Below are 21,723 nucleotides of genomic sequence, written 5' to 3'. Positions count from 1 at the left end.
TAACAAAAGCTGTGCTGTATCGGACACAACAAACACTCCCTACAACAATGAGATTATCCGTAATAATGTTCGGAACTATTTTGGGCCGTGCATGAGCAACAGAGAGTACAGGGTAGATTTGGAAAACCCTGACATCCTTAAGCAATTGGTAGTTACCAATGCTAAAAAGGAAAGGGGTATAACTTCATATCCAATATCTTACTACTATCGTCTCTATTACCATGGTAGTTTTGACTACAGTCCCTATCCCTGGTTCGGGCGGTCATTTGTATATCTTTGCAGAACTGGGTTATCAAATGCACATCAGGGATTAGAATGTCTTTATTATGCCCAAACATGGAAGCGCGTTTTTACCCGGCATTAGCGAATGGGGCGATGAAAAGTTCTGTTTATATGACCGCACCGGTAATCATGACGGAGGAAAAGTTTCAGGAAGCATTGAAGCATGGAAATGGCACTGCTAAAAAAAAGATGCTACTTCCTTTCGCAAAACTTATGTGCAGAATTTACCCTAAACTGAAATTACCTATCCGGCTTTAGCTCGATTTCAAAGAAATGGTAGATACAAAAGAGGAGAACCGAAAAATGGAAGCCCCTTTGATAAAAAGGTTTTTAAACGATCCAGATTTTGACAAGAAATATTCATTGTCAGCTGTTATTTCTTTGGTTTCTACACCTCCTCCAAACCTCCTTTCAGGTCTAAAAGTACCACCCATGTTTTTAGTTCCATTAAGAGGATTCTTTCCTTCTTATGAAAAAGATTTATACAACCGGCTACATGATATCAAAAAACAATAATTGAAGTAGATGGAGGCGTTTTTTTGGATGGTTTCTCATCCTTAGGAAGCAGCCAACATTATTTGCCAATGGTTTGATGAAACATTATAGATTAGAACAATATTGATCGTTGAAGTGTTTAAAATTAAAAGATGAAATAAAATATAAATCAAGACATGAAATGGTGATAGAACCTACATGTAACACTCATCTTCTCCAATTTAAATCTCTTTCTATTGACACCAAACAGGAACTGGTAGTGTTTATGCCTGCTAGTTGCCATCTGTGTAAATCTGAAGGCTTCCATGCATTGACAAGAGTGACTGTTTCTTTCGAGAACAAGTAGGAAGGACAAAAAATACGTTATTGTTTATGTATGGATAAAAAAAATTAGAGTCGCTGTTAAAATGTTTTTGTTGAATTTATTTAAGTATGATCATTCAGTTATCTGGCTACATCAATAATTAAATATCATCACAATGATTGAAACAATTATTTCCTGGTCAATTCATAACCGCTTCTTTGTGTGGCTCGGTATTATCATGATTGTGGTTGGTGGTTTTTATGCAATTAAAGAAACACCGGTTGATGCACTGCCTGATCTTTCCGAAAACCAGGTTATCATTTTTACTGAATACATGGGCCGCAATCCTAAAATCATGGAAGACCAGATTACCTATCCGTTGGTTTCGAATCTCCAGGGTATTCCAAGGATCAAATCAATAAGAGCAGCTTCCATGTTTGGAATGAGTTTCATTTTCGTAGTGTTTAAAGACGATGTAGATGTGTATTGGGCAAGAACAAGGGTACTGGAGCGGCTCAACTATGCACAAAAATTTGAAGCTGGAATTAAATGTGGCTTGTGTGGACAGGCTCTCAGTGACTATCCTGAATATGCTAAATTTTTAGTGGATCACGACATTCAGAGCATTTCTTTTAATCCGGATGCACTCACAAAGGGCATTGAAAATATTGCCCTGGCAGAGGAAGGTAAAACTTTAAACCTGCAATATTAATAGCCATGGAAACGGTAATATTCAGCACGCATAATTTTGAAAAGTGTTTTCTCGAAAAAGCAAATTCCGGAAAACATAAGTTGAAGTTTCTCGATGTTCCATTGAATATGACAACTGCGGATTTAGCAAACGGCGCTACAGCAGTATCCATCTTTGTAAATGACGATGCTGGCGCTGAAGTTCTGAACAAGCTTCAAAAAGACGGTGTTAAATTCTTAGTTCTCCGGTCGGCAGGATATAATAATGTTGATATGGGGGTTGCGCGGCGATCAGGGTTTAAAGTGGCCAGAGTCCCTGCCTATTCACCGTATGCAGTAGCAGAACATGCCATAGCATTAATGATGGCGCTCAACCGTAAGTTGATAAAAGCCAACACCCGGGTGCACGACTTAAATTTTTCATTAGACGGACTGACGGGTTTTGATATGAATGGAAAAACTGTTGGGATCATTGGCACCGGGCAAATCGGAGCGGTCGCGGCAAAAATTCTCAATGGCTTTGGTTGTAAAATTCTCTCGACTGATCTACAGGAGAACAGGGAATTAATAGAGAAGTATAATGTGCATTACACAAAGCTTGATAACCTCTACACACAATCAGACATTATTTCTCTTCATATACCTCTAACTCCCCGAACCCGCTATATCATCAACAAGGATAGTATTGACAAAATGAAAAAAGGTGTTATGATAATCAATACAAGCCGCGGAGCTTTAATTAATACAAAAGATATAATACAGGGGTTAAAAAAAGGACAGATAGGGTATTTAGGTCTGGATGTTTATGAAGAAGAAAGCGGATTATTTTTTGAAGATCATTCGGAGGATATTCTCCAGGATGATATGATATCCCGGTTACTGACGTTCAAAAATGTATTGATCACCAGCCACCAGGCTTTCTTAACGGATACGGCTTTGCAGAACATTGCAATGACGACCATCTATAATCTTGATTGCTTTGAAAACAATGGCATCTGCAAAAACGAAATCAATTAATAAAGAATCATGAATGTATTCAACTATATAGCAGTAAGCATAAGCACAGCAGGAAGTATTATTATTATCTGGGACGTGATGATTGCCATATTCATAAATGGCGTTACCTATCAAATAGACGGTTCGGTAAGTTCAGAAAATCACATGTATAGAGTAGATCCTGATGCAGGCGGTTACACCGAAGGGTGGATGCTGCTTAATCTCACAGACAATGCAGGTGCAAAGCACAGATTGTCTGCTGTGTTTCGATTGAAAAATAAAAGCTAAAAGTATAAAGGAGCAAAATGGTTGGCTCAGGGATCATATCGTATTACGCCGCCATTTCTTGCGATACCCCATTATAGATCAATAAAAAGCCACCTTATCCGGAATCAATTTAAAGTCATAATTATCATCTGTAATTTTAAAATTATAAACAATTCCAAACCTTTCACATACCCTAAGAATATACCTCCCGGATCTAATATTATTAAAATAATAATACCCGTCTTCATTCGTCACAGCAACAACTGCATTCATTCTACTCAATAAATAAGGGTCATCGCCATAAAAAAAATTTTCACTACCCGTAGTTTGTTGATTAAATCTATTCCTAGGGGCAATAATTACCTTGATATTCTTAACCGGATTTCCGTTAGAAAATAATAGCCTTCCTTTAAGGACCTGTCCAAAAGAAACTACGGGAAGAATAACTAAAAATAATAAGATAAGATTACAACGGAGTATCATCTTGTACAGTATTATCGGTTTGTGGATAAATCTTCCTATCAGGTTTTAATATGCCACTGTCCTTCAACGTAGCTGTTCTAATCTCGCAATTAGGTAACCAGTGAGTAGAAGAGAAACTTCTTACTTCATCTCCTTCCGTATAGTCCAGTAGATCTAAATTGGTTGAAACATAATTATCCGCTTGTACAGCAATGATTGGAAAGACTACTCGGCCATTTTCATCACGTTTGCCCACAATGTCCATCCTAAACTCTCCATTATTAATTTGAGTATTAGGAATCAATGTCAGTCTGGGATTGGAATTCACTCCTATCCTATGCCCCGTACTATCCAGAATAATGCCATGAATAGTCCATATACGATTAAAATCTTTCTTTTCACTAATGAGAGTGAACATTTTAGGAATAAGAGCAATAAATAACAAGAAGTAACCAGCGAAAGCTCCCCCTAAACTAATAGTCAATCCTTTAAAAGGCCCTTCAACAATCACCCTATTAGGTAAAATCTTAAAAATAAGGAGTGTCGGAAGAATCGGCAATACAATCCACATGAGCAGATAAACGCTATTTGAAAATGTTAGTTCCATATGCCTGAAAGTATGTTACAGTAAACCTAAAACCTTCCCATTAAAAGGTGCGACAATTACATTATCATAAATAAAATTAACCCCAAATATCACAGCAAAAAATACCAACTACTTGGTATTTTTAACAACAACCCATGTGAAGCCATACACTCAGAAAAAAGTTTTAACGTCCACGTATATCGGCCATTTATTTCAGCCACACCACTTACTTAATTCATCATCCATCTGTAAAACCTTCTCATTACTATCTGTTTAAAAATTCTACGGACTTTTAAATCTGCCTCAAAAAGAAGTGGCGACATCTCTCAATACCGCCACCTATACTCTCTCCCATGTACTACTCTTATAGACTGGACACCTCGCCAATACTTTGCAAGTAATTACCCGAAAAACCATTCTTTTGAAGAGACTTTATTTTTTGAGCTTGATTCATCAATACAGCATAGACAATCTCAAATATTTTCTCTCTTTCAGCATTACTTATACGCACCTCCCCTTTGCTCCCGATTCTTATTTTTCTATAAAAGGTTGGAATACTCCATTGGCATTCCTGACAAATCAGATCACGTATCAATAACGGTATACTGACAACCTTGGGATAAAGATGACTCATAATGTTAAGACCAATGTCATCACTCGTAGATGTGTCTTTTCTTTTCAATAGTTTCTTCATGATTTTGCTGTTTTGGTTCTCCTTGTATTTTTCTTATCAAAGAAATCAATTTGCTTTGTGAGCTTGTCATAATGATCCAGACGGCATATGTCAAGCTCTACATCAAGAGCTACCCCTGGTATCAGGTAAAATTCATACTTACCTGCAGGGAATAACAGAAATTCGGGAGTCGAGTAGCCTGAAATATGGAGGAATTTATTCGGCGACACATTATATTCCGTATCTCTAATCTTAAAAGATATATAATCTATCCCCTGAATTATTGCACTCCGGGTCTCTGAAAACTTATAATATACCCAGGTTGGCTGCTTAAGATCGAAGCAAACACGATCAATGGTATAATAACCATCCAAATGGTTTATGTATATACTTCCAAAATCCCCATAAAACGCCGCCTGACCTTCTCTAGGCTCATAGTTACTAAAAACGTGGTCTTCACAGTTTTCCCGATCGAAAAAACCACTTCTGATTGGATACAGTCTCATTTATATTAATTTTTAATTCTTAATACTATCCCCCCAGATAAATGTCTGGATGGTTAACAATACATCTCTCTTTGTTATTGTGTAATGGGATTGAGTAGTAGAGTAATGAAATTAACTCTCGAAAGGTAGAAGGAATAATTCGAACATCAATGAAATACTTACTAATCAAATACTTATACTTTGATATCAAATATTCTAACTTAGAATTCAAAGATTCTTTTAGGAAGACAATGCACCAAGGCTAATATCAATTTGTCTGATGTTCGCATTAAAAATTAAATTGTTCAAAACGGTCAGCGACAAACAGGAAGTTAGCCTGGCGCATTGTAGTCTGGTGTTAACAATTGTCAAGTTTTCTTTTCTATGAAAACTTAATGTGATCTACTGATCATAAATTGAGGCCTCCAGTGTAAATACTATTACTATACTGTCCATTGTTCTCTCCTCTAAACGCCATATAAGTCTCTATCCTTTGTTGTCTCCAAGTTTCGGGTAATTCAAGCGTTTCCTGACCAATTCTCCTTTTTGCTCCGCACAGATTATAAACAGCATGTTTCAGCGCTGGCGCATATGCCAACAGCATCACATGGTCTGTGCTATTCGGGTAATAGGTAGCTGGTGTCCAGCTGAATAGTAGAACATCGCCTTCTAAGGATACGGAAGGGCTAAGCCCATCTGTATTTATCATTCCTTCGGCAACGCGAAGTTTACTATAATCGATTTCATAGTTGGGATAACTGCCAATAATGGCGTGCGTTAGCTGGTAGGCCACAGCCGCATTATAGGCCCTATACGACTGATCTTTAGCTATTTTAGCAAATCCGATTTTCACAAACTCAGAAAACCGTCCTAACAGCCGATTGACAATCCGCATTCTCTCCATGCAGGCCAATTGTTTTTCACTGGACGGCTTTAATCTTTTGGGCCTTCGTGAGCGGATAATATACTGGCCCTCCTGCTCATAGCCTTCCAGATTGCCAATGACCCCGGAGAAGCCATTTAACAGTCCTTTTTCAAGTCGTGCCATAGTATTAGGATTTAATGTCGTGTGTTGATGTCCTCTCCCCTTCCGGAGCCTCCGGAGGGAAGAGGACTAAATAATTTCCGCCATTCTCATCTCCAGGGTTTGCCAGGAGTTTGCTTTTCGTCAAACACGCAGGTTCGTTTTTCCCCGGATGAAGAGAAGTTTGAGAAACTATTGAATTTCCATATCGCCTAAATACCGGGAGTCTGAATTTACCTTTCCGTCAAAGCTGACAAAAAGAACCCATGCATGCACGGTATCTGTCGACCATTGGGCAGGGACTACCATGTTATAACTCTGGCTGGATCTGGTAGCAACGCCCACAGCCTGCACATGCGACTGTTTTAAAGGGTTATAAAGCACTATTGTCAGTAGATCTGTGCCGTTAGTGCTATCGGTAACTGCATTGTTCACCCAGGTGAAGTCCAGCCTGGCCGCCACCGTAGTAGCTATTGCAAATTCCGGCGGGGCGAGTAGTCTTCCCTTACCGATCACTATTTGTGGATAGTTAATAGCCAATGCCGGATAAACACCAGTGATAGCTTTTTCCATATTGACCTTAAATGCGGCATTATAAGGTGTAAGTCCTTTTTGATATGCCTGAAAACCAATATTTATCAGATCACGAAGAGGATTCAGAAACTCGGTCATGAGAGCGAACGCAGTACGTTGCTTCATCTGGTTTTCCGTTGCCGGTTTATTGCTTTTTACTGAGCGGCTGCGCATTACTGAGATGCCTTTCCAGGTAGCGCCTACTACGGTACCTACCAGGCCCGAAAATGGGCCTAAGATGCCTTTGAGATACTTTCCCATAAAATAAGGGTTTTAATGTTAGGTGATTAAATCGGATTTAAAACGTACGCATGAGCGTGGGTTAACGCTGTTTGTGTGTGATAGGTGATCTTTGTTTAATTGAGGCTGTAAGGTATTAAAAGTGAGTAATAGGATGCTCCTTGGCGCCTTTGGAGCTTTAAATCATAGGTTAAATCAGAGGCTGTTCGTATGTTGTTCGCATGTTGTTCGCACATTGTTCGCATGTTGATCGTTCGCGACCGATCAAAGGGCGATCAAGCTATTATCAATGTCCGTTCTATTAGTCTTTCATTCCGGTATAAAGATAAGGGGGATAAGTGGGATATAAGTTGAAACATGTAAATATATTCCGGATCTCCAAACTTGACGCAGCTATCTCCAGATTTGTTCGTACTTCTGTGACCGGCAAATGGAGTGAGAAGTTTGTTCCGGAAAGAGAACAGTAGAAGTGTTGTCTGTGAACCTTTCTGCATTTGTACGTAAAACAACACTATGTATGTAGACAAAGTATTGACAAAGGCAGGTCAATCCTGCCTTTGTTAAAACCATCATAGGTTGATACTTTGTCCGATTTCGGGCAAATGCAACTTCAAACTGGCCTTTTCAAATGCCAGACGGGCTTCAGCCGTATCAATTTTAATAAAGTCAAAAGTATCATAATGCACACCTACTACTTCCATTACGTCTACTAAACCGGCTGCTTCAATAGCATCTTCCACTCCCATTGTCAACCCATCTCCTATTGGTAGTACAGCAAAGTCCAGCTTTGCCCATTTGGGAATGAATGTCATGTCCATGGTCAATGCAGTATCCCCGCTATAGTAAAAGTTACCGTCGGGGGTCTTAAAAACGAATCCACTGGCAACACCGGCATAACTGCCATCCTGGAAACTGCTGGAATGCATTGCGGAAACTGCCTTTACCGTTCCAAACTCAAAGGTTAATTTACCTCCCGGATTGATCGGTTGGGTGTTTTTTACACCTTGCTTACTGAAATAATCATGCAATTCCCAAACGCCCAGTACCTTTGCACCGGTTCGGTTTGCTATTCTGACCACATCCAGGATGTGATCAAAATGTCCATGAGATATGAATATGTAGTCAGCCTGCATTTCATCAATGTTGATGTGTTTTGCCAGTTCGTTCCCTGAAATAAAAGGATCAAATAATAGATGCTTGCCGCCTGCTACTACGGAAAAGCACGAATGGCCATAATAAGTGATTTTCATATTGCTTTATTTTAATCACAGCCCACCATTCAGGAACAATTTGACCAGCAATACAAAGTTTTTATGGAACTGGTATTGTGATGCATGATTTGAATCCGGATAAAGGATTAACTGTGCGTTCGGTAAGTTTTGCTGAAGGAGATAAGAATTGACTATTGGGAAAATAATATCTTCCTTTCCGTTGACGATAAGAACAGGATGAGTGATCTTTTTGAGATATTCAAAAGAGCCTTCTCTTTTTTACCCCATTCGGCTAAGCTTCGTTTAAAAATTGGGTAACCTGTTGGAGGAATAATGCCGGATACTGGTAATGTGGAGCATGATTCGTGTCAGGGTAAATGATCAGCGAAGAATTCGTCAAATGTTCTTTTAGGAGCACACTGTTTACTGTAGGACAGATAATATCCTGATCACCATGAACTACCAGTGTAGGCTGTTTAATCTGTTTCAGGTACTCGAAACTGTTTTCATAAGGTTTGCCCCAACTGAAAATGGCCGCAAGCTGTGCAGGAACAACTTTATCGGTAAGAGCAGGATCTTTCTGGACCCTGGCACGTACCCGGTTCAGATAGTCCCAGCCGGCTTTCTGGCTCTTCCTGGCAGGCGTAAAGAAAGTTTCCAGTAACAATTCATCAGGATGAGGATACTGTTTTTTGAATAATGCCCATACCTGAGGTGAATAATCAGCCATCCGCTCACCGCCACGGGGACCGGTTCCGATAAGGATCAGTTTGCGGATAAGTTCCGGACGGTCATAGGTCAGCTGTTGTGCAACCATTCCACCAATGGAGAAGCCCAGTAAATCAATTCTTTTTAAACCAAGCATATCGATAAAGCTGGCTGCATCCCTGGCCATTGCCGCAATGGTGTCCGGTGTTTTACCTTCCGAACCGGATACTCCTGCGTTATCGAATATGATCACTTCACGGTCTTTTGCAAAACCATCTATTACTGCCGGATCCCAGTTATCCATTGTACCGGTCAGGTAATTGGTGAATACCAAAGGCAGTCCGTTCTTTTTCCCATATCTGCGGTAAGCAAATTTAACGCCCTGTACCTCAACATAACTTGTGGGTACTGTCCTGGCTGTGTAGGTGCCACCCGTATTTGCCAACAAATCCCTCTTGGGAAGTAGCGTAAAACCCGCTGCCGCAATTGAACTGAGTTTTAAAAATTCCTTTCTTTCCATTTTAGTAAGTATTTATCTGCTTAGGGATGGTTGATCAAGCACTCCATTACAGTGTACGGCTTATGGCCGGATCATTATTTTGTTATTATCGCCAGTCTCCATGGCCATGACTGAGACGCAAATGTACAATGAACGATTGTTCATTTCTTATAGGGCGATGTGATTTTACCTCTTTATGACAAAAATGAACGATTGTTCATAATATATTTGTACCTGTAAAATCATGTTGGATATGAATAAAGCTGAGAGGAGGCTATCCTATGATGAATTTTGGAATGGAGGCTGATGATACCAGTCCGGTAATCAGGGAAATGGTTTATCAAACGATCTGCAATGTTCAGCAGGGTATGATCGATATCCTGGAGAAGGGTATAACAGATGGCGAATTTAATCGTGCATGGGATTACCAGGAGTTCGCCTTGAAAGCGTATGCCATGATCGAAGGTGGTATTCTCGTTGCGAGGGTTTCCAAAGATATTTCACAGATGAAGATGCTGGTAGGTATACTAAAACGTGAAATTGAGGCACAAACGCTTTGATCGCAATAAATCAATAGCAGGTACATTAAACATAAAAGATAATGAATAAGCATCCATTAAGACAATTCAAAGAATCGCCTGGTGCGACATCAGACAGTCTGAAAGCTCTTCTTGCTGATGATGTAGTCTTTTCCAGCCCAATTTTTTCCCGTGAAGTAACCGGTAAAGAACTTGTGGCAGAAGTTATGCTTACCTCAACATCGGTCAGGGACGGGCATTTCACGCATGAATTCAGGCAAGGTAATGAAACAGTGCTGATCTGGGAGGGAATCATTGGTGGACATAAATTGGTGAGCTTTGAACTCATCGTTAATGACGCGCACGGACGTATCAAATACCGGTCCGTTGCTTTTAAGCCTCACCCGGTGACCGAACTTTTTCGTGCAGCAATGTACGATAAGTTAAAAGACATTATTCCGGAAGACATGTGGGTTCTTCAGCCACTAAGTAGACAGGATGAGCGTTAGTATCAAGTCCGGAATACCGCCATAGCGCATAGGAAAAAGAAAGATTTGACTAGTTAAATACCAATTGGTCTAATAAATATAAAAAAATGACCTGCCTCTTATATATAATCATATAAGTATCAAAAATTCGAATAGTTAAAGATTGAATAATTATTAAAACTAAGTCCGCCCATCAGGTTTGGGGATCTGGAGGATCAGCGCTACTTAAAACTTCGCATTTATAATCATAATCATTTTAAAGAAAATGAGAACTAAAGAAGAGGAAAACAAAGCATTAGTCATGCAAGCACTTGACGAAGCATTCAATAAAAGAGACACCGCTGCTTATGACCGTTACTGGTCGCCAGATTATATCCAGCACAGCGCAGTCATTCCGCCAGGAAGAGAAGGTTTAAGAGTGGCGATGAGTACATTGCCTAAGGAATTCAAATATGAGTCCGGATTGGTTGTTGCCGAGGATGACTATGTTATGGTTCATGGCAGGTATAGCGGTATAGGAACACCAAAGCCATGGATCATTGTCGACATTTTCAGAATTGAAAATGGCCTGCTGGCGGAACATTGGGACGTAATACAGGACGAGGCCTCGCTTAAAGATTCGAAGAGCGGGCTCCCCATGTTTGGAGAAAATTTTTTTAGTGAGTTATAGATGGAAGTGGGAGCAGAAATGCTCCCCTTTTTATTCCAGTTGCCTGACAATTTGTAAAACCGATGGTATGAATACCTATAAGACATCGCCCCCCACTCCTTATGGAAAAACTGGACCGGTTGAAAAAATACTCAGTCACTTCTGCGAGATGAGCGACGAGGATTTTTCAATTTAAAGAAAGCTCAGAAGTTGTAGCGTCATAGCAGTGAGACTTTACGCTACGTGGCTGAATGTCCTTCAATTCATCACCCAATGCCCTCATGGCATCCAGTACCGGCAAAACTTTTTTACCCTGATCGCTTAACTCATATTCAACACGAGGGGGTTTTTCCAGATAACTATGCCTGATGATTAACCCATCTTCCTCAAGTTCCCTGAGCTCTTGAGTCAGCACTTTTTTGGAGATCGGGGACAGTAGCATAAAAAGCTTGCCGAACCTTACGGGTTTATCAATCAGAATCAATAGAATGAGCAATTTCCATTTGCCACCTACGTAAGAGACTGTACGAATAACGCCGCAGCCTTTTGGATTGGGATACATTTTTCTCATATACTATGCTTGTAATGGTTACCTAATGGTTACCAGTATTTTGCTTTAGTTACCATTGGGTTATCTCTATTTTAGTTCCTTTTCGACACTAAAGTAATTTTTTTTGGTTCCTTTATGAAACTAAAATCCAAAATAATTGACAACAATGAAAAAAGTTATAGTTATTACCGGTTCAAGTACGGGATTCGGCGCTTTAATGGCCAGGACATTTAGCCGTGAAGGTTACACGGTAATTGCTACCATGCGGGAAGTAAATGGGAAAAATGCTGGTGCAGCTAAAGAGTTGGGATCATTGCCAAACACAGAAGTTGTAGAACTTGATGTCACCAGTGATACTTCGGTAAAATCCGCCATCAGTCAAGTTCTTGAAAAATATCAGCAAATAGATGTATTAATCAACAATGCGGCAGTGTTCAGCGGAGGATTATTAGAGGCTTTTTCCGTAGAGCAGGTAAAGCGGGTTTTTGATGCTAATGTCTTCAGTGTTTTAAGGGTAAACAATGAAGTTCTCCCGGCCATGAGAGCTGCAAAAGATGGATTGATAATAACCATTTCGAGTAGTGTCGGCAGGGTTTCTCCTCCTTTTCAGGCACCATACAATGCGACGAAATTCGCAATTGAAGGTTTCGTAGAAGCATCTTATGCAGAACTTATCGGGCAAGGAATTGAAACGGTTTTGATTGAACCCGGTGCTTTCTTAACAGAGATATGGGGGAAATCTGGTATCGGCGCCGACCGTCAGGGAATTGCTGAAGCCTACGGTGAAGCAACTGCTGATTTGCAAAAGCATATTGAGTCCGTTTTTGGAAAAGTGTTACAGGAGAAAAAGCCCAATCCGCAATTGATAGCAGACACTACTCTCCGCCTTGTAAAAATGGAGAAAGGCAAACGACCTTTACGTACGCCTATAGACCCAAGCGCGAATGGAGCAGATGTAGCATACAATGAAGCGACTATTAACGCTGCCGCCCATTGGAAGAACCAATATGGTCTTTAACGTAATAAAGATTTCCTATTAAAAAATCATAGTAAAGCCCCTGTATTTAAATTTATCAGGGGCTTTACTTTTTACACGGCAAATAGAACCCTATCAAATTCGCTAATTTTGACGCCCCAATAATCCCAATTCAATCAAGATTGAGGAAGAATTAGTACTCTTATTTCATTAAGAGTCACAAACTCAGAAAACCGTCCTAACAGCGACACCAACAAAGGTGAAGGATTGAGGGGGGCCAGCAGCTCACAGTATTATTTAACATTTATAACCCGCACATTTAATTTTAGGGTACCTCCCTTGCCCACTGTAGTAACTCCAGCCACAGGAAACATCCCCGGATAGTCGGCACAAGTAGCACATTGCTTTAGCGAAGCGCCAAAAACATCACTAATAAAATACTTAGCGATCGTTACATGCCATTTGTTATCGCCTCCAAAATAAGCTTTCACAGGCACTGCGTAGTTCCCGGTATTGTCGGCAAGGTTAGCCACAACTATTGCTTTTAAATTGCTGGTAAACACGCCATCGTTAATAGCATAGTCATATATGCCCTGGTTTTCGGTAGTTTCTTTCGCAATATCAATGGTGTAGGTATTCTGGTAAAAATCTGAGCTGCCAAGTTTCGTGTCTAATTTCGTGTTTAATTTATTATCCAACGCGATCGTTTGGCCTTTTGCCAGCTGTACGGCCAATTGCAGTGCATCCTTTGAATCCTTTATTTGCTTTTGCAAACTGGCTTGCAGATCTTGTACCTGTGTCTTCAAAAGCTGCACATCCTCTTCAAGAGATTTAATTTTCGCTTCCGCTGTCATGCTCATTGCATCGCCATCGCGGGTGGATGAATTACTTTGAACCTTGGTAATAACCGGCCGTGTCTTTAGCGCAGGATTTACTGTTTGTGCTGCTGCAGATAACGCAAAAAAAATACATAATATAGGTAGCATGCTTCTCATAAAAGTAGTTTTGATATTAAATCAGTGTTATCGGTGTAAACCGGTTTTAATTTTTTTTTATTCTATTGTAGGCAAAGATTACAAGGGATTTTTGTCTATTGTTTTGTACCAATTTTTAAGGTGTCGCAGACCAAACATATAAACTATTGGGGGCTTAATTGCTCTCTTTTTTGTTTTAACTGATTTATTATACCCACACAACATTGATTTAAATGTAATTCATTATGGCGAATTAAAGTGAGCGAATCAAGTGGAATCAGGAGTTATTATAAGAAACAGCCCTCAGTCAAACGATCTGAAGGCTGTTTCTTATTTCTGCAGCGGAAACTGTTATTATCTTCCTTTCCCCGTTATTATGACAGGGGCTTTGCCAATATTGGGATTGTTTATTTTTTCGGCGGTGGAGGTGGCATCTTAGGAGGGAGCTGCGCGTATTGATACATCAAATTAATTTTCCCATTTTTATCAAACCGCCATGTTTCCTGCAGTTCCTTAGGTTTCATTTTTCCACTGGCATCTGTTGAATACTCCCGGGTCCATATTACTACCCACTGTTCATCTCTATCCTTGCTTCTGAGAGGTACCCAAGCATGAATAGAATCAACAACCTTGCCCATCTGTCCTCTCATCCTTTTAGCAACAGCAATAAGCGAGTCCCTGCTACCCGCAAACATATTACCATCAGCAAAAAACATGGTGTCAGTGTCTGCGAAAGAATTCTTTGAATTCTCAATTGTGTTGTTGTCCCAGTCCTGATACAATGCGAGCAATGTTTGTGCGTTTTTTGCATCGCCGATCTCAAAATCCGAAGAATAACTTGCCATGTAAGGGTAAGTCAGGCTTTCGTGTTTGGTTGAATCTGAATCGGATGTCTTTACAGCTTCCGTTGTTGGTTTGTTGGAACCGGAGGTGCAGGATACTAAAAACGCAATCGATACGAAAAGGTAAGTCTTTCTCATAAAAATTGTTTCTAAATTTTTAATAATAAATAAAGACAAGAGCGACGTCTGAAAAGTGGAGGAATGGGGTGTATTACCTAATTCTAAGATAAGGATTTTTATGAACTAAATAATAAAATTTATTCTACATGTTATTGAGAATCAATATTCTTAATATATAAAAAGCCATCGAATGCTTATAAAGCCAGTTCGATAGCTGCCTGGGCCTTTTTCAGTTTGGAACAGCGCACAAAATACCAGGAAATACCAGAAAAATCATACATTGGCATTTATCCAAAATATCATTTACATGACCAATATACCATTTCAGACGATAGACTGGACCAGTATTGAAAAAACAGTACATACGGGCGAGACCGGTACTGCGTATTGGCAAACAATCGAGTTTAATGGATTAAGAATTCGTCTCATAGAATATTCCAAAGGTTATTTGGCTGATCACTGGTGTGAAAAAGGTCATATAGTTCATTGTCTTGAGGGCGCATTTGTTAGCGAACTTAAAAATGGAGGCAATTTTCATTTGAAAGAAGGCATGACTTATGTAGTTTCAGATGAACTGAGCTCTCACCGGTCACTATCCGAAAATGGTGTTAAACTGCTCATTATTGACGGAGATTTTTTAAAAAGCCACTGATGTGCGCTGCTGATTTGAACCGATGCATTGTGTAACCGCAATACATTTGCTATTTATTCGCCATTCCCTCAATAAACCCTTCAACATTGAAAAATTTTCACTAAATTAGTAACAACTACAATTTCTTCTTAATCACCTAAATGCTTAACCCGATAAAGGATAAGGTCAATTTGCTGTTGCCCTTGATATTGACCCTTCCAGCTTGCATATCACCTGTAATAAACAAGCTGAAATATTTCAGCACTTCGACTATATGCTGAACAACCACTCCAAGGCATAGCTCCCAGGCTAAAGACAGGAGAGGACTATTCTTTAAACGTCATCACCATGAAAAAGAAGACAACTCCCAAAAAACTTCAACTAGTGAAAATCAAAATTGCCAATCTCAGTCAACCAAGACCCAAAGGAGATGTTTGTCTGACGTCTCTGGAGCAAACCACCTGTCCCAATTGCCATCAGCAATGATATAGCTTGATGGGCTGATAAAAATAACAGAGGTCCCTTTCCACAATAACGAAACCCTGCCACTTTCAGATAGAAAGCTGCAGGGTTTCGTTATCACCGATGAGAAAATAAAAGATATCCCAGTCACTCCAAGACAATGGGCCCAAATTTCCAAACCACCTATTGTAGGCCCTGAATAAAGGGATTAGCGGCTGCTATCACTTACCGCCACGTCAATGTGCTGGCTGGTTATCAGCAACATAGCATCATCCAGTTCTTTTTTCATAGTGGCTATGTACTGGTTGCTTTCTTTTTTGAAAAGAGATATTATATTTTTATAATAGTCAATCCCTTCCACCAGATTGGTTTTAAATGTTTGAAAATATTTTACTTGTTTGGGGCTTAGGCCTGTGGCTTTTTCAATCTGCTTTTTCCAATAGGTAATATATAAGTGTAACTCGTTAATAAAAATATTCGGCCGGTACAACGTATTAAGCAGGTGTAATCTGCCATAAATATGGCCTACCATTTCTGACAAAGTAAACACCCCTGAAAAATAAGCAAGATTAGGGCCGGGACATATGGTTACTGCTGCGCCAGGACGCGATAGCGTGATGTTATCTTTCAGCAGCGCTGATGTACCCAGGCCTTCACAGAGGCAGTCTTTTACCGTTATTTCATCTAAGGCGCTATTATATTCCTCCGGTGATAATTTTTTTTCCTGCAGCTGTTTTATTTTCAAATACTGGTATTGGCGTGATGCGGTGCAAATAGGGCTGTCAGTAAACTCTGTATCGGAAACAAGATATTTCTTTATACATGGACTGCCGGGCCTTCCTTTTTCGATTCTTTTCAGCCGCTGCGCTTCCCCGCTGCTTTTTCTAAAGTTATTAAAAGGTATGCCTAAAGGGGAGGCATCACTCATATAGTAATCATCAGGTTGAGCGGTAGCTAGTTGCTGCAGGGTATTCTCATCTACGTTGGTGGCTTCGGGTACCAGTAAAAATGGGCTTCCCCATCCGGTGCTGTTTACGGCATAGTGCTCCAATAAAAACTCATTTTCATTAGCAGTACCTATACCGCCCTGTACGGTAATTTTCAAAGGTGGTCGCGTGGTAAAAACAGTCTGTGCTTTAGCTGCCTGAGCAGCACAGCAAAGGGTAAAAAGCTCCGTGGCTAAAACTTCTTTTTTCTCTTTAAATTCTTCCAGTATGGGACCCAGTAATATACCTTCTGTAGCAAATGCATGTCCGCCGCAGTTAAGGCCTGATTCAATTCTAAACTCCGATACCCATAGGCCTCTTTTAGCCAGTATTTTGCCTTGTACCAGCGCAGAACGGTAATCACTTACCTTCAGAATCAGTTTCTTTTTTAACTGCCCGTTTGCATCGGGTAAAAAATCGGAAAACTGATCAATATAGTTGTATAAACGCGGGTTATAGCCGGCAGAAATAATAACGGATGATTGCAGGTTACTATTGGCAAACCCACGCAAAGCTGCTAATGCATCTGAATATTCAGAAGGTAATGGATGGCCATCGGCATCTGTATTTAGTTTATCTACCTTCGCCATAATATTTACATCTATGGCTCCGGCTACAATAGCTTTACGTAGTTGTTGTTGTAACTCCTGCTTTTCCGCGCCTAACGGCAAGAGTGTCATTTGCAGGTATTGCTGTTTTAATTGGCTATTGTCGGGTAACAGTTCGAAGTATTTCACCAGATCATTACCAGGTTCAAACGGTAAGGAGCGTAATTGGTTCAACTGCTTTTGCACTATTCCGTTTACCAGGTTAAGGTAATGGGTAATACGGGCGGCTCTAAAGTCTGGATCAGCTTCTGTAATGGGCTGGTAGGTCAGGCCTTCCTGGGAGCAATAGTACTCCCTCATTTTTTCAATCAGCTGATCTTCTACAATAGATATTACTGATGCAATACCGAAACGGGCTACTTTTACCGGTGTATCTATACTGTAACCTAAGCCTAATACCGGAATATGAAAACTATGTACTTCAGTAGTGTGCATAAATATTTGTTTAGCAGACGCGCTGCAGGTTGTTTGAACTTTATTTGCAGGCAAATGTCAAATTGTAAAGCGACATTAATTATGATTACAATCATATAGTCAGCTAATCTGTTACCGAACCGCGGTATAAAGCAGGCTGCTTTCAATCTAAGCAACATTTGTTTTGATAGTAGATGCTGACCGATACCCCCTATACGCTCATCCGGTCGCTATAAACAGTATATATTTTATAAACCCGCCACTATTCAGCTGCATTTGCCCTCTTCATTTTGCACAAAAGTTATTTACGTTTTCCGTTAGAAAACCCGAAATTTGTATTGATCATTCCGTATCATGTAAAAGACATTCAATATGAGAAGCGGAAGAAGAGATATAGTTCGTTTTGCTCCAAAAGGTAGTAATAGTTTTATTGAAATGTTAACCGGGGAAGTCCATAAGTACTTCCTTTCCAATAATATTTCACCATATGCCAATACGGGCATGTGGGTGAAAACAGCAATAATGTTATTTTGCTACTTTGCACCCTGTGTTGTTATGATCACTGGTCTAGGTGCAAATAACCTCTGGTTGTTTCTGGGATTCTGGTTCCTGATGGGATGGGGTATGATCGGAATAGGGACTTCTGTCATGCACGACGCCAACCATGGGACCTATTCTCCCAACAAAAAGATAAATAATTTCATAGGTTACATTCTGGAGGTAATAGGTGGCTATACTGTTACCTGGAAGATACAACACAATGTACTGCATCATACTTACACGAATATAGCAGGGCTCGACGATGATATTAGCGGTATTAAACTGTTACGATTATCGCCTCAACAGCAATGGTACAGATTTCATCGTTATCAACACATATATGCATGGTGTTTCTATGCGCTGATGACATTATATTGGATGACTGCCAAGGATTACCTTCAGGTCATTCGTTATAAACAGCATGATCTTTTGATTAAACAAAAGGTTTCATTACAGCAGGCAATACTTAATATCACCTGGTATAAAATGTTTTATTACTCATATATTCTTGTACTACCCTTTTTGTTTTCCGGGCAGCCCTGGTATTTTGTATTGATGGGTTTCCTTATTATGCACTTTACAGCGGGTCTTTTCCTGGCTTGCGTTTTTCAGCCATCTCATATAGTGCCAACCTCTGCTTTTCTATTACCGGTAACCATTGATGGCGTTCGACATATGGAAGATAGTTGGGCTGTTCATGAACTTGCCAATACCACGGACTTTGCGCCTCGCAGCCACATCTTATCCTGGTTTATTGGCGGGTTGAATTTCCAAATAGAACACCACCTGTTTACAGGTGTTTGCCATGTACATTATAGAAAAATAGCCCCTATTGTAAAGTCTACTGCGGAAGCGTTCGGGCTACCATACCATGTTCAGCCGACTTTTTTTAAAGCGCTGAAAGCGCATGCAAAAATGCTAAAAGCTCTTGGAAAGGGACAAAACTAGTCAGTCATTCTTCTTCGCAGGTTTGCCCTTTTAGTCGGGTATCAGGAACCTGCCCGGGCCTCTGATTTGAAAATACAAATGGCTACTTTGGAAGAAGAAAGCCGAACGTAAAACTCGCCTCTATACCGGATAACAATGATTTCAAAAGATAGAAGGAAATAAAACGTGTATGGTCAAACTTATAATCTATAGTACCTGTTCGACGGGCCACAGGCAATGATTTATCCTTATTCTTAGGAATGATCACATGTTTCAGCATGAAAGAGGGGAACTTTGCTATTCTTTTTGGTTGCCCTTTTAATTTATCCAGAACCAGATTATGATATTCTCCTACCACCTTTCCAGTTGCTTTTTCATCATTCAGACTGAATTGAAATGATAAATAATTAAGCAGGCCGGATTCAACATGAAAATTACCAAGATTTTCTGCTGATGGATTTAAGCTGGTAACATCTAAATTGTCAATCGCGCCACTGATATAATAATCTTTGCCGGGGCTAAACGGCATATAAACAGAAGCCTTTACTGTGCCTGATCCCATTATAGAACCTTCCATATGCAGGTCCATATGATCCGGATCGGATGAGGTGGGGTGACTGATAAACGGGGATAAGGAAAGCTGCAATTTTTCAATCTTCAGCAAACCCGTCTGTAATCCGTCTTTAGGAAATTCTTCATACGACAGCGTTGACTCAGACACCTTGAAATGATGTACCCGGATATGAATCGGAATACCCTTCAAAAATGCAACCGGTAATGGTTTATAACTTGATATGCGTGGCAATCTCCTGTCCCGGAAAATATAGATGTTGCTTTCTTTTATCCATATTTGTTCAGCCATTATCTTTTGCTGAAGGCACTTGATGATATCCAGTTTGGTTATTGTTATGCCGGAAATAGCGGCATCAACAACATCAGTCTGGTGCCCTGCTTTTTGTCCCATCTCAAACTTGTTGTATTGCGGGACAATCTTCAGGGAAGTAGCCTGCAATGTTCCTTTGTTATCAAAGTCCAATTTCTTTATTTGAATGTTCTGATAAGTACCAGGAATGACGGAATGAATGTCCGTTAAGGCGCAGGTGAACGTTTTGAAATCAATATCATCATTGCTGAAAAGGCTATCCGCTATTCGGATCTTTAGTTTATCCATCTCAATATTGCCATTTAGTTTTAACTGATCTCCTGTTGTTTCTTCGTAAGCAATGGAAGAGTGGATCATCCTAAACAAATCTGTTTGTATAGCTAAAAGAATTTGTTTTAGGTCAATAAAAAGGAACGACCGGGATAGCGCTTCCCTTGGCCCGATCGCTTCACTATAGATATTAAAAACAGGATTATTAAAAATTATTCTTTCTGCCACCAGTTTCTTATCAAACAATCTCAGAATATCCAATTTGAGGATGGAGATGCCTGCAATACTTGATTCAACGTATAAGGGTTGATTGTTGGTTCTCCTGAAAAATTCAGATTTGTTGCATTGTGGTATCAGCCTTGCGGAATCTATCTGCAATACTCCCTGTCGGCTGTCCATTAATATCTGTTTTATCATCAGCGTATGATAGGCATTCGGTATGGTATAATTGATTTCGGATAAACTACTTTTAATAGCACCAAAATGAAAATTGTTGATAGTGAATGCTTCGTTTACATCATTGATATTTATTTCATCCACACCAATGTTCCCCTTTAGTAATAGTTCATTCTCCTGATCAGTGTGTTCCCATACATGGATGGTGGCCAATTCAAAATGGTTGACCGATATACTTTTGAAAGGTGCGTTAGCGACCAGATGCATTTGTGCAGTATCTTTTTTATTCATTAAGAACCGGTCCAGATTCACGTCTCCATTACTGAGTCTTAAAGTATTGATGGAAAGTGTATGACGAAACAGCATCATCAGTAAATTAATACCATTAAGTTCAACTCCTGAAAAATGAAGGGAGTGTTGATGTTGACGATTATTGCTATCCGGTATATAAGATATTGTAAGATTGTTCAGTGAAAGTGACGAAGCGAATAGATTACTTTTGATGGATGAAACACTAATTTTTAACTTAGGAGAAAGATGCTGCAGTTCTTCACCGACTTTATGCTGAATGATCCGGTTTAAGATGATGTTTGCGGTAGCCAGTATCAAGAGTATTCCGATGCCACCGTAAATGAGGATCAACCATTTTCTGGGTATTTTAAATGATCTTATCATGAGCCTGCCAACATTACATTTGTTTCTTACCTTTTACACCCAATTGCTATTGATTGTTTAATATGGGCATCTTTATACCATGTTTGATGTTTCAAATCAATATCCGTGGTTTCAGGCTCTACTTACTTGTTTTCGTGCCGGCTCATCCTGCGATATGGCTCACCTGGTATCTGACCGATAGAATCTATCCATGGCGGCAGCGCTGAGAGGTATCTCGTTGATAACAGAGGTATATGGTTCATCTGGGATTATTAACGCCGTGAAAACTCAATAACTGAATACTCCACACGTAATAAACTTAGGCATCCACGGGATCAAC

Annotated in this window: 24 protein-coding genes and 1 pseudogene; 11 read left to right on the top strand and 14 right to left on the bottom strand. The window is 39.9% G+C overall.

Annotated features, from left to right (window positions below):
- The first annotated feature begins 336 nt into the window (after positions 1-336).
- From F3I09_RS20960 to F3I09_RS20940, 5 genes are all read left to right on the top strand, one after another.
- Positions 337-540 (top strand): hypothetical protein, encoded by a 204-nt coding sequence (locus F3I09_RS20960; RefSeq protein ID WP_149696993.1) that lies wholly within the window; start codon positions 337-339, stop codon positions 538-540.
- Positions 541-555: 15 nt separating this feature from the next.
- Positions 556-798 carry a hypothetical protein gene (locus F3I09_RS20955; protein WP_149696992.1) on the top strand — a complete coding sequence of 81 codons (243 nt, stop codon included), beginning with the start codon at positions 556-558 and terminating at the stop codon, positions 796-798.
- A gap of 458 nt (positions 799-1,256) precedes the next feature.
- The gene (locus F3I09_RS20950) at positions 1,257-1,793 is read left to right on the top strand and encodes an efflux RND transporter permease subunit (RefSeq protein WP_149696991.1); all 537 of its coding nucleotides are present in this window, start codon (positions 1,257-1,259) and stop codon (positions 1,791-1,793) included.
- A 5-nt stretch (positions 1,794-1,798) separates the two neighbouring features.
- Entirely contained in the window at positions 1,799-2,788 is a 990-nt protein-coding gene (locus tag F3I09_RS20945; protein WP_149696990.1) for a 2-hydroxyacid dehydrogenase, read from the top strand.
- Positions 2,789-2,797: 9 nt separating this feature from the next.
- Positions 2,798-3,055 carry a hypothetical protein gene (locus F3I09_RS20940; protein WP_149696989.1) on the top strand — a complete coding sequence of 86 codons (258 nt, stop codon included), beginning with the start codon at positions 2,798-2,800 and terminating at the stop codon, positions 3,053-3,055.
- Positions 3,056-3,133: 78 nt separating this feature from the next.
- On the opposite strand, the gene F3I09_RS20935 is transcribed toward F3I09_RS20940, so the two are convergent.
- The 9 genes and pseudogenes from F3I09_RS20935 to F3I09_RS20900 all read right to left on the bottom strand — a co-directional run bounded on the left by F3I09_RS20935 (position 3,134) and on the right by F3I09_RS20900 (position 9,516).
- The gene (locus F3I09_RS20935; protein WP_149696988.1) at positions 3,134-3,517 is read right to left on the bottom strand and encodes a carboxypeptidase-like regulatory domain-containing protein; all 384 of its coding nucleotides are present in this window, start codon (positions 3,515-3,517) and stop codon (positions 3,134-3,136) included.
- Positions 3,501-4,103, bottom strand: a complete 603-nt coding sequence (locus F3I09_RS20930; RefSeq protein WP_149696987.1) for a hypothetical protein — start codon at positions 4,101-4,103, stop codon at positions 3,501-3,503. Before F3I09_RS20930 ends, F3I09_RS20935 begins: the two co-directional genes overlap by 17 nt.
- A 343-nt stretch (positions 4,104-4,446) precedes the next feature.
- Positions 4,447-4,776 (bottom strand): hypothetical protein, encoded by a 330-nt coding sequence (locus tag F3I09_RS20925; protein WP_149696986.1) that lies wholly within the window; start codon positions 4,774-4,776, stop codon positions 4,447-4,449.
- The gene (locus F3I09_RS20920; protein ID WP_149696985.1) at positions 4,773-5,261 is read right to left on the bottom strand and encodes a hypothetical protein; all 489 of its coding nucleotides are present in this window, start codon (positions 5,259-5,261) and stop codon (positions 4,773-4,775) included. The genes F3I09_RS20925 and F3I09_RS20920 overlap by 4 nt, the downstream gene beginning before the upstream one ends.
- 388 nt (positions 5,262-5,649) lie before the next feature.
- Positions 5,650-6,288: a DUF6266 family protein gene (locus tag F3I09_RS20915; protein ID WP_149696984.1), complete on the bottom strand. Its 639-nt coding sequence runs from the start codon at positions 6,286-6,288 to the stop codon at positions 5,650-5,652.
- Between the two features lie 168 nt (positions 6,289-6,456).
- Positions 6,457-7,098, bottom strand: a complete 642-nt coding sequence (locus F3I09_RS20910) for a DUF6266 family protein (RefSeq protein WP_149696983.1) — start codon at positions 7,096-7,098, stop codon at positions 6,457-6,459.
- A 548-nt stretch (positions 7,099-7,646) separates the two neighbouring features.
- Positions 7,647-8,327, bottom strand: coding sequence for a metal-dependent hydrolase (locus F3I09_RS20905; protein ID WP_149696982.1), 681 nt, complete (start codon positions 8,325-8,327; stop codon positions 7,647-7,649).
- 15 nt (positions 8,328-8,342) lie between these two features.
- A pseudogene (locus tag F3I09_RS34135) lies at positions 8,343-8,540 on the bottom strand (alpha/beta fold hydrolase); the annotation flags it as partial.
- Between the two features lie 40 nt (positions 8,541-8,580).
- Entirely contained in the window at positions 8,581-9,516 is a 936-nt protein-coding gene (locus F3I09_RS20900) for an alpha/beta fold hydrolase (RefSeq protein ID WP_149696981.1), read from the bottom strand.
- Between the two features lie 260 nt (positions 9,517-9,776).
- Here F3I09_RS20900 and F3I09_RS20895 point away from each other — a divergent pair, with 260 nt between their 5' ends.
- From F3I09_RS20895 to F3I09_RS20885, 3 genes are all read left to right on the top strand, one after another.
- Positions 9,777-10,055, top strand: coding sequence for a hypothetical protein (locus F3I09_RS20895; RefSeq protein WP_149696980.1), 279 nt, complete (start codon positions 9,777-9,779; stop codon positions 10,053-10,055).
- 41 nt (positions 10,056-10,096) lie between these two features.
- Positions 10,097-10,522 carry a hypothetical protein gene (locus tag F3I09_RS20890; protein WP_149696979.1) on the top strand — a complete coding sequence of 142 codons (426 nt, stop codon included), beginning with the start codon at positions 10,097-10,099 and terminating at the stop codon, positions 10,520-10,522.
- A gap of 244 nt (positions 10,523-10,766) precedes the next feature.
- On the top strand, positions 10,767-11,171 hold the full coding sequence (locus F3I09_RS20885) for a nuclear transport factor 2 family protein (RefSeq protein ID WP_149696978.1): 405 nt from the start codon (positions 10,767-10,769) through the stop codon (positions 11,169-11,171).
- Between the two features lie 166 nt (positions 11,172-11,337).
- Here F3I09_RS20885 and F3I09_RS20880 read toward each other — a convergent pair whose 3' ends face one another.
- Complete coding sequence (locus F3I09_RS20880) at positions 11,338-11,721, bottom strand: helix-turn-helix domain-containing protein (protein ID WP_149696977.1); 384 nt, start codon at positions 11,719-11,721, stop codon at positions 11,338-11,340.
- A 145-nt stretch (positions 11,722-11,866) separates the two neighbouring features.
- Between F3I09_RS20880 and F3I09_RS20875 the strand changes: the two genes are divergently transcribed.
- Positions 11,867-12,718 carry an SDR family oxidoreductase gene (locus tag F3I09_RS20875; RefSeq protein WP_149696976.1) on the top strand — a complete coding sequence of 284 codons (852 nt, stop codon included), beginning with the start codon at positions 11,867-11,869 and terminating at the stop codon, positions 12,716-12,718.
- Positions 12,719-12,969: 251 nt separating this feature from the next.
- Here the strand turns inward: F3I09_RS20875 and F3I09_RS20870 are convergent, their stop codons facing one another.
- Both F3I09_RS20870 and F3I09_RS20865 read right to left on the bottom strand, forming a co-directional pair.
- Positions 12,970-13,671, bottom strand: a complete 702-nt coding sequence (locus F3I09_RS20870) for a hypothetical protein (RefSeq protein WP_149696975.1) — start codon at positions 13,669-13,671, stop codon at positions 12,970-12,972.
- Between the two features lie 386 nt (positions 13,672-14,057).
- Complete coding sequence (locus tag F3I09_RS20865; RefSeq protein WP_149696974.1) at positions 14,058-14,630, bottom strand: hypothetical protein; 573 nt, start codon at positions 14,628-14,630, stop codon at positions 14,058-14,060.
- A 289-nt stretch (positions 14,631-14,919) separates the two neighbouring features.
- On the opposite strand from F3I09_RS20865, the gene F3I09_RS20860 reads away from it, so the two are divergent.
- Positions 14,920-15,264 carry a DHCW motif cupin fold protein gene (locus F3I09_RS20860; protein ID WP_149696973.1) on the top strand — a complete coding sequence of 115 codons (345 nt, stop codon included), beginning with the start codon at positions 14,920-14,922 and terminating at the stop codon, positions 15,262-15,264.
- Positions 15,265-15,913: 649 nt separating this feature from the next.
- On the opposite strand, the gene F3I09_RS20855 is transcribed toward F3I09_RS20860, so the two are convergent.
- Positions 15,914-17,734 (bottom strand): hypothetical protein, encoded by a 1,821-nt coding sequence (locus F3I09_RS20855; protein ID WP_149696972.1) that lies wholly within the window; start codon positions 17,732-17,734, stop codon positions 15,914-15,916.
- A gap of 351 nt (positions 17,735-18,085) precedes the next feature.
- Between F3I09_RS20855 and F3I09_RS20850 the strand changes: the two genes are divergently transcribed.
- Positions 18,086-19,201 carry an acyl-CoA desaturase gene (locus F3I09_RS20850; RefSeq protein WP_223233323.1) on the top strand — a complete coding sequence of 372 codons (1,116 nt, stop codon included), beginning with the start codon at positions 18,086-18,088 and terminating at the stop codon, positions 19,199-19,201.
- 82 nt (positions 19,202-19,283) lie between these two features.
- On the opposite strand, the gene F3I09_RS20845 is transcribed toward F3I09_RS20850, so the two are convergent.
- Positions 19,284-21,404, bottom strand: coding sequence for a DUF748 domain-containing protein (locus tag F3I09_RS20845; protein WP_149696971.1), 2,121 nt, complete (start codon positions 21,402-21,404; stop codon positions 19,284-19,286).
- Positions 21,405-21,723 lie beyond the last annotated feature (319 nt).

Source organism: Chitinophaga sp. CF418, assembly GCF_900142925.1.
GTDB lineage: Bacteria > Bacteroidota > Bacteroidia > Chitinophagales > Chitinophagaceae > Chitinophaga.
Note: the sequence above shows the minus strand (reverse complement) of the source record. Positions and strands in the feature narration are given on the sequence as shown.